Origin of the sequence: Malaciobacter halophilus, assembly GCF_002837275.1 — a bacterium.
GTDB lineage: Bacteria > Campylobacterota > Campylobacteria > Campylobacterales > Arcobacteraceae > Malaciobacter > Malaciobacter halophilus.
Genome location: NZ_NXIF01000002.1, coordinates 79,554 through 87,547, shown reverse-complemented (window position 1 = coordinate 87,547; position 7,994 = coordinate 79,554). Strand labels below are relative to the sequence as shown.

Annotated in this window: 9 protein-coding genes; 5 read left to right on the top strand and 4 right to left on the bottom strand. The window is 24.0% G+C overall.

Annotation, left to right across the window (positions count from 1 at the left end; genetic code table 11):
- On the bottom strand, positions 1 to 273 hold a 273-nt coding region (locus CP960_RS00470), incomplete at its 3' end, for a peptidylprolyl isomerase (protein ID WP_101183214.1).
- Between the two features lie 58 nt (positions 274 to 331).
- Here CP960_RS00470 and hrpB point away from each other — a divergent pair.
- Positions 332 to 2,776, top strand: a complete 2,445-nt coding sequence (gene hrpB, locus CP960_RS00465; RefSeq protein ID WP_101183213.1) for an ATP-dependent helicase HrpB — start codon at positions 332 to 334, stop codon at positions 2,774 to 2,776.
- A 72-nt stretch (positions 2,777 to 2,848) separates the two neighbouring features.
- Positions 2,849 to 3,925, top strand: coding sequence for a PQQ-dependent sugar dehydrogenase (locus CP960_RS00460; RefSeq protein WP_101183212.1), 1,077 nt, complete (start codon positions 2,849 to 2,851; stop codon positions 3,923 to 3,925).
- Positions 3,926 to 3,939: 14 nt separating this feature from the next.
- On the opposite strand, the gene CP960_RS00455 is transcribed toward CP960_RS00460, so the two are convergent.
- The 3 genes from CP960_RS00455 to sfsA all read right to left on the bottom strand — a co-directional run bounded on the left by CP960_RS00455 (position 3,940) and on the right by sfsA (position 5,874).
- Positions 3,940 to 4,125 carry a YgaP family membrane protein gene (locus CP960_RS00455; RefSeq protein ID WP_101183211.1) on the bottom strand — a complete coding sequence of 62 codons (186 nt, stop codon included), beginning with the start codon at positions 4,123 to 4,125 and terminating at the stop codon, positions 3,940 to 3,942.
- An 84-nt stretch (positions 4,126 to 4,209) separates the two neighbouring features.
- A complete protein-coding gene (locus CP960_RS00450) occupies positions 4,210 to 5,118 on the bottom strand; it encodes a hypothetical protein (protein ID WP_101183210.1) in 909 nt (302 codons plus the stop codon).
- A 57-nt stretch (positions 5,119 to 5,175) separates the two neighbouring features.
- Positions 5,176 to 5,874 (bottom strand): DNA/RNA nuclease SfsA, encoded by a 699-nt coding sequence (gene sfsA / locus CP960_RS00445; protein WP_101183209.1) that lies wholly within the window; start codon positions 5,872 to 5,874, stop codon positions 5,176 to 5,178.
- Between the two features lie 122 nt (positions 5,875 to 5,996).
- Here sfsA and CP960_RS00440 point away from each other — a divergent pair, with 122 nt between their 5' ends.
- The 3 genes from CP960_RS00440 to CP960_RS00430 all read left to right on the top strand — a co-directional run bounded on the left by CP960_RS00440 (position 5,997) and on the right by CP960_RS00430 (position 7,994).
- Complete coding sequence (locus CP960_RS00440; RefSeq protein ID WP_101183208.1) at positions 5,997 to 6,470, top strand: ribonuclease HI; 474 nt, start codon at positions 5,997 to 5,999, stop codon at positions 6,468 to 6,470.
- A 153-nt stretch (positions 6,471 to 6,623) separates the two neighbouring features.
- Positions 6,624 to 7,277: a class I SAM-dependent methyltransferase gene (locus tag CP960_RS00435; protein ID WP_101183207.1), complete on the top strand. Its 654-nt coding sequence runs from the start codon at positions 6,624 to 6,626 to the stop codon at positions 7,275 to 7,277.
- 138 nt (positions 7,278 to 7,415) lie between these two features.
- Positions 7,416 to 7,994 carry a superoxide dismutase gene (locus CP960_RS00430; protein WP_101183206.1) on the top strand — a complete coding sequence of 193 codons (579 nt, stop codon included), beginning with the start codon at positions 7,416 to 7,418 and terminating at the stop codon, positions 7,992 to 7,994.

Below are 7,994 nucleotides of genomic sequence, written 5' to 3'. Positions count from 1 at the left end.
AGTTATTTGTATTAAATGAAATCCAAATTCAGTCTTTATAGGTCCATGTATTTTATTTAATTCTTTAGTAAAGACTATATCATCAAACTCTTTTACCATATCTCCTTTTTTAAACATCCCAAGTTCACCACCTTTTTTTCCTGAAGGGCATTTAGAAAATTTTTTAGCAGCTTTTTCGAAACTAATTTCGTTATTATTTAATTCTTTTTTTATCTTTTTTGCTAGTTTTTCAGTATTTAATAATATGTGTCTAGCTGTGGCTTGTTTTGCCATTTAAACTCCTTTTTTAACAAAATATTAGCTAAAAGATTTTTTAAGTATAATTATATAAATGAGAAAACTACCAATATATGATGTCCTTGATGACTTAAAAACAAAACTACAAATAGATAAAACAGTGATTTTACAAGCAACAACTGGTGCAGGTAAAAGTACAGTTGTTCCAACAGAACTTTTAAATGAAAGTTTTTTAAAAAATAAAAAAATTATAGTTTTAGAGCCAAGACGAATAGCTGCTAGAGTTATTGCTACTAAATTAGCACAAAACTTAAATGAAAAAGTAGGACAAACAGTAGGTTATCAAGTTAAACTTGATAGTTGTTTTTCAAAGCAGACAAAAATATTAGTAGTAACAGAGGCTATTTTAATAAGAAAAATACAACAAAATCAAAGTATTGATGAGATCGGTTTAATAATTTTTGATGAGTTTCATGAAAGAAATATTAATACAGATTTAGCCTTAGCTTTTTGTTTGCAAATCCAAGAGTTTTTAAGAGAAGATTTAAAACTATTAATAATGTCTGCTACTTTAAATACTGAAAAATTATCAAAATTTTTAAAAGCAAATGTAGTAACTTCAATAGCAAAAAATTTTAAAGTTAAAAATATATATTTGCATTCAAATATAAAACAACCAAATTATGGAGATACTTCTTTAATTATACAAACTATAAGTAAAGCTTTAAAAGAGACAAACAAAGATATTTTAGTTTTTCTACCAGGTGTAAAAGAGATAAGTGAAGTAAAAAAAGAGTTAAAAATAAGTAAAGATATTTTGATTTTACCCTTATATTCAAATCTTGATAAAAAGCAACAAAATATTGCAATATACAAACAAGATAAAAGAAAAATAATTCTTTCTACAAACGTTGCACAAACATCTTTAACTATTGAAGGTGTAGGTGTTGTTATTGATAGTGGTTTAGAAAAAATATCAAGATATGATAGTTCAAATGGTATGAACCATTTAGAGTTAAATTTTATATCTTATGAATCAGCAACTCAAAGAGCAGGAAGAGCAGGAAGATTAGAAGATGGAGTTTGTTATAAGTTGTGGCATGAATCTAAACTTCTTCAAAAAAGTACAACTGCTGAAATATTAAGAGCAGATTTAACACAAGTACTTTTAGAGCTTTGTTTGTGGCAAATTGATAGTTTTGATGATTTGATGTGGTTGAATAAACCAGATGAAAAAGCGATTTTAAATGCAAAAGAACTTTTGATAAATTTAAGTATGATTGATGAAGATTTTACTATTACAGATTTTGGTAAAAAAGCTATATCTTTAGGAATTCATCCAAGACTTTCTTATATGATTTTAAAGGCAAATGAGATTGGTTTTGCTTATGAAGCATCAATTTTAGCCTCTATATTAAATCAAAATAGTTTAAAAGATGATATTCTTTCTACTTTTATTAATATTTATGAAAAAAATAGCAATCAAATTATTTTAAAAGAGGCAAAACACTATTTTCTTAAATTAAAAAAATTTCAAAAAATAAAAAAAGAGAAATTTAATTATGATTTACTGGGAGTTTTAGCCTTGTATGCTTATCCTGATAGATTAGCTAAAATAAGAAAAGAGAATGATATAAGATATAAACTTAGTAATAGTAAAGGAGCTATTTTATATAAAAATAGTTACTTATTTAATGAAAAATATATTGTTGCTGTAAATATAAATGCAAAAGAGAAAGACTCTTTTATAAATCAAGCTTTTAAAATTGAATTTAAATATTTAAAAACATATTTTAGTTCTTATTTAAAAAAGGAACAAAAAATAAGTTTTGATAAAGATAGTAAAAAATTGCAAGCAAGAGAAGTAACAAGTTTTTTAAAACTGCAATTAGAATCAAAACCTTGTAAACTTGATGATAGTAATTTAACACAAATGCTAATTGAGGTAATAAAAGATGAAGGCTTACAGCTATTGCATTGGGATAAAAAAGCTCTTTTTTTAAAACAAAGAATTAATTTTATAAATTTTCATGATAACTCTTTTGAATTTCCATCTTTTTATGATAATGATTTATTAAATAGTATTGATGACTGGCTAGGATTATATTTAACAGATATTAAAACAGTTGAAGAGTTAAAAAAATTAGATTTATATGATATTTTACTTAGTCGTTTGTCTTGGCAAGAGCAGCAAAATTTAGATATATTGGCTCCACCTTTTTTTAAAGCTGCAAGCGGTTCAAAAATCAAAATTGATTATTCTAATATAAAAGTACCAAAATTAAGTATTAAAATACAAGAGATATTTGGTACATTTGATTCTATTAAAGTTTTAAATAACAAAATAGCTTTACAAATTGAACTATTAACACCAGCTTTAAGACCAATACAAATTACATATGATTTAAAAAGTTTTTGGGATAACTCTTATGACGAAGTAAGAAAAGAGCTTCGAGGTAAATATAAAAAACATTACTGGCCTTTAAATCCTTATGAAGCAAAAGCTACAAACAAAACAAAAAAGATGATGAAAAATTAAGTTTTAAATTGTTATTGTTTAACTATTATTATATAATACAATTAAAAAATATTGTAAAAATAAAGGACTTAGATGAAAAAATTAGTTTCTTTCATAATGATTTTTATTGCAAGTAGTCTATTTGCATCTTTTAAAGCAGAAAAAATAATTGATACAAAAAATATAATTTGGGGAATGGATTTTTTTGATGATTCAAAAATGATATTAAGTTATAAAAATGGATTATTTGCAATATTTGATATAAATTCAAAAAAAATAAAAGTTATAAAAAAGATTGATGTTTTTACTAAAGGACAAGGTGGTTTACTAGATATAAAAGTATCTTTAAATTATAAAAATGATAATACTGTTTTCTTTACATATGTTAAAAATAAGGATAATAAAGGAGTAACTACCCTTGCAAAAGCAAAACTAATAAATGAAAAATTAATAGATATAAAGGATATTTTAGTTACAAAAAGTGCAACTGATACAACAAGACATTTTGGAAGTAGAATTGCTTTTGATGAAAAATACATCTATTTTAGTGTAGGAGATAGAGGTAAAAGAGATAATGCACAATCTTTAAGTAATCATGCAGGAACTATTATTAGATTAAATTTAGATGGTACAATTCCAACAAATAATCCTTTTATTGATAATAAAAATGCTTTAAAAGAGATTTATAGCTATGGACATAGAAATCCTCAAGGACTATTCTTTGATAAAAATAGAGATTTACTTTTTTCAAGTGAGCATGGACCAAGAGGTGGAGATGAGATAAATATTATCAAAAAAGCTAGTAATTATGGATGGCCAAAAGTCTCTTTAGGTAAAGAGTATTGGGCATCTATTAGTGTAGGTAAAACTCAAGAAAAAGGATTGATTAATCCTATTAAACATTATACTCCTTCTATTGCACCAAGCTCTTTAATAGTATATAGTGGAAAGAAATATAAACAGCTAAAAAATGCATTACTTTTAGGTGCTTTAAAATTGACACATATAAATGTAGTAAAATTAGATGAAAAATTTAATGTAATAAGTGAAGAAAGGCTTTTTGAAGATTTGCAAGAAAGAGTAAGAACTCTTGTAGAAGATAATAAAGGAAATATCTTCTTTGCAACAGATAGTGGTAAAATTTATAAAATAATAGAAGTTAAAGAGTAACTTTTAACTTCTATTTACTTAATTGAACACTTCTTTGTAATACTACACAAAGGACAGAAGTTTATTATACCTACAAATAAAGGTATAACTCCTAGGAAAAACCAAGGGTTTTGAATAATTACACCAATAGCAATTAAAACTATTCCTACAACTATTCTAATTGGTCTACAAACTTTTCTAATTTTTTCATAGATATTCATATATAATCCTTGATTATGAAATTCATATAATTATATCTTATGAATTATTAAAAGAAATTTATAAGAAAAACTTATCTATAAAATTTATGTTTTACTTATACTGTCTTGTAAACTATTTTCAATAGGTCTAAATTTTAAAAAGTCATCTAAGTAGTTTTCATAATCATATTTATATGTTGTTATTTTTATTTTTATTACTACATCTTCTTTTGTATTGTAATTAATGTCAATAGTATAAAATGGTTTTAAAAATGGTGTTGTGTTATATTTTGATTTTAAAGATAAGATTGTACCTCTTAAAGTTTTAAAATCCACATCAACTGTATTTATATACTCTTTTAACTTCTCTTTTGTTTCTTCTACATAACTATCAAAATCAAAACTATTACTTACAATATATTTAAACTCTATATAATCTAAATCTGTAATTGCTTTATGAATTATCTCTGTTTCATTTAATGTTTTATTCTCTAAAGATAATAACTGTCCTGTTTTTTCATTTTTATAAATTGTTTTAAAAAGATTAACTTTTGTAATTTCACAAATTTCATTTGGTTTATCTTTAAAATAAAACTGCATTCCTTCATATATAGTTGTTAAAACAGATGATTTATAAGCTAAACCTAAAAAGATATTATTTAATTGCTCTTTTATTGAAAAAAGTAAAATAAGTATTAGTGCTGATAATACAGGTATAATTACTGCTAAATTATTTTGAGAGATTATAAAAAAAGAGCTAAACAAAAATAAAATTAGATATATTTTAAGTAAATTCTGTCTTTTTAAATTTAGTGTTGCTTCCAAATTGATTTTTTTTAACTCTATTTTTGTTTTATTTATTTTATTTTTATGGTATTTGTTTAAAAAAACAATATGAACTATATATATTATAGTTAATGTAATAGTTAAAAGTATTAATTTACTATAATCAAAATCATTTAGTAGATTTAATAAGTTTTCTAAATCAGTAAATAAATTTTTTAAAAGATTCATTTTTTATTCCACTCTTTGTATTTAATATATTGTACTTTAAAATCTATTTTAAGATATTTAGTCAAGTAGTTTTTTCTTTTTTATAATATCTATTTCTTCACAAGATATTGATGATTGGTAAACAAGTACTTCAACTCCATCTTTTATAACTTCTTTAAAGGTATCGTAATATTTAGAATCTATTTCTTTAGCAATTCTAAACTCTTTTTCATCTGTTCTTTGAATAACATAAAGCATTACTGCTCTGTGACCTTCTTTAACCATATCTCTTAATTCATTTAAATGTTTTGTTCCTCTACTTGTAATTGCATCTGGAAATGCTAATGTATCTTCTAATCTTAAACTTACACTTTTTATTTCTACATAACATTTTTCATTACTACTACTGTTTTCTAATAGTATATCAATTCTACTATTTTGTCCATATTTTTGTTCAGGTTTTAAACTTTCATAGCCTTGAAGTTCTTTTATTGTTCCATTATTTATAGCTTCAATAGCAATTTTATTTGCAACTGTTGTATTTATACAAATTAAATTTTCATCTATTTTTGTAAGTTCTAATGTGTATTTTAATTTTCTTTTAGGATTATCATGAAAACTAACCCAAACTGGACAGTTTTCTTCAATACAAGAAGTCATAGCACCACTATTTGGAACATGTGCAGTTATTATGCTATCATCTTCTAGTTGGATATCTGCTAAAAATCTTTTATATCTTTTAATTAGTTTACCTTTATATAATTTATCAAATTTCATAAATCACCTTTTGTTTTTTATATTTTATTTAAGTTTTCTTAAGTTGTATCTAAAGTCACTTGATAATGTAATAAGATAAACTCTTGTTTGAAATATTTATAGTTTTAGTGTTATACTTTTAAATGGAAAATATATATAAACTATTTGTTGATGGAAGTGTAAATCCTCAAAAAAAGATTGGATATGGTGCATATTTATTATGTAATGATTTGAAGTTTTGTAATAACTCCAAAGTTCAATCAAAATTTTTTGAAAATACTTCTTCTACAAAATTAGAACTTCAAACTTTAATTTGGGCAGTTAAAGATATAGATATAAAACAGAAATTTATAGTCTATACAGATTGTCAAAATATTTTATCTTTACTAAATAGAAAAACAAAATTACAAAGTAATTCTTATCTTACAAAAACTGGAAAAGAGATAAAAAATAAAGAGCTTTATAAAGAGTTTTTTTTATTATATGAAAAATATAATTTTGAAATAATAAAAGTAAAAGGTCATAAAAAAGCTTCTATTAAAGATGAAATTGATTACTGTTTTTTCCTTGTGGATAAAGAATCAAGGGCAAATTTAAGAAAGAAAATGAAATTATAAATTTGCTTAAATATTATATTTTGGCTATAATGAACAAATTGAAAAATTTGGTTTTATAAATATAATTCTACCAAGAACTAACCGTTAACTAGTAAAATCTACTTCTAATACCACAATCTTAATATTTCAATTATAATATAATTAAGGTATTTTATGATTCAAAATAACTATAAAATAAAGTATGAAACCGTTGAGGTTGGTACTTTAGATATTCATTTAAAAACATTAAAAAATAAGCAACAATTTTTTGATAAAAATAATGTTGCCCAAAAACTTGGAATTTCTTCTGCACAATGGCCAATATTTGGAGTTTTATGGGATGCGGGTAAGGTTTTAGCAAATTTAATGCTAACATATGAAATAAAAGGAAAACGTATTTTAGAACTTGGTTGTGGACTTGGATTAGCAAGTTTAGTATTAAATAAAAGAGAAGCAAATATAACTGCTACAGATTATCATCCTGAAGTAGAGAATTTTTTAAAATATAATTGCTCTTTAAATAGTAAAAAGTTAATTCCTTATTTTCAAGCAAGTTGGGATGCTACAAAAGCAACTGTTGAAAAGTTTGATTTAATTATAGGAAGTGATGTTTTATATGAAAGAACACATGTTAATTTATTATCTTCTTTTATCAATTTATATGCAAATAAAAATTGTGAAGTAGTTATAATAGATCCTTTAAGAGGAAATCATAACGCTTTTTGTAAAAAGATGGGAACATTTGGTTTTTCTGCAAGAAAAGAAAAACCAATTGCAAACTATTTAGCCAAAGCATTTAAAGGAAATATTTTATATTTGAATAGATAATTTATTACTAAAAGTTACTAAATAGGACAAAAATTGTCTTAAAATAAAAATTAGTTTCTTTGTATAATAATTCTTTCAATCAAATAGGAGTATTCTTTCTTTATTGAAACAAAATAAACTTAATAAAAGGATACAAAAATGAAACATGAATTAATGACTTTACCTTATGCAAAAGATGCTTTAGAGCCACTAATGTCAAAAGAGACTTTAGAGTTCCACTATGGGAAACACCATCAAACATATGTAAATAAATTAAATGAACTTATTGCTGGTACTAAACATGAAGACTCTTCATTAGTTGATATAATCAAAGACTCAGAAGGTGGAGTTTTTAATAATGCTGCTCAAGTATTTAATCATGATTTCTTCTGGAATGGATTAACTCCAAATGAAACATCTATTTCAAGTGAGTTAGAAGATGCACTAGTTGCAAATTTTGGTTCAGTAGAAGAGTTTAAAACTGAATTTACAAATAAAGCTGTAACTCATTTTGGTTCTGGTTGGGCTTGGTTAGTTAAAGATGAGGCTGGAAAATTAAGTATTATCTCTACATCAAATGCACAAACACCAATTACAGAAGGTTTAACTCCATTATTAACATGTGATGTTTGGGAACATGCATACTACATCGACTGTAGAAATGCTAGACCTGCATATTTAGAGAATTTTTGGAAGTTAGTAAACTGGGATTTTGTTGCACAAAATTTAGCTAAATAA